The organism is Halomonas sp. ALS9, assembly GCF_001651035.1.
Taxonomy (GTDB): domain Bacteria; phylum Pseudomonadota; class Gammaproteobacteria; order Pseudomonadales; family Halomonadaceae; genus Vreelandella.
This window is the reverse complement of the sequence record NZ_LXRG01000038.1, coordinates 1-470: the sequence shown is the minus strand read 5'-3', so window position 1 is coordinate 470 and position 470 is coordinate 1. Positions and strand designations below refer to the sequence as shown.

The following is a 470-nucleotide window of genomic DNA, read 5'->3' as shown; positions in this document are numbered from 1 at the left end:
AGTCTTAAAGCGACACACAAAAATACTTATGGATAAAATATTGTGTTTCACTATACTTCAAGTAAGATAAGTCACACTCCCTGACACACCGACGCCGCGGAGGTCTCTATGTACGCGCAGCTCGTGGAAACCGGTTCTAGCAAACTCAAAACGCTTGATGAGAGGGAGCCTGAGGAACGCCAGTTCCAGTAACGCATCAATAACGAAATGAAAATCGAACCCAACACTTGGATGCCGGATGCCTACCGCAAGACATTGATCCGTCGGATCTCACAGCACGCGCACTCCGAGCTCGTCGGTATGCTGCCGGAAGGCAACTGGCTGACACGCGCGCCGACCCTTAAGCGCAAGCTGCAGCTAATGGCCAAGATTCAGGATGAGGCGGGTCACGGCTTGTACCTGTACAGCGCCATGGAAACCTTGGGTGCCGACCGCGACGAAGAGGTCGATAAACTCCACGACGGCCGCGC

At 53.4% G+C, this 470-nt stretch carries 1 protein-coding gene; it reads left to right on the top strand.

Annotated features, from left to right (window positions below; translation table 11 throughout):
- Positions 1-207: 207 nt before the first annotated feature.
- A partial coding sequence (locus tag A6R74_RS01360) for a Phenylacetic acid catabolic protein (protein WP_240488136.1) occupies positions 208-470 on the top strand: 263 nt, incomplete at its 3' end.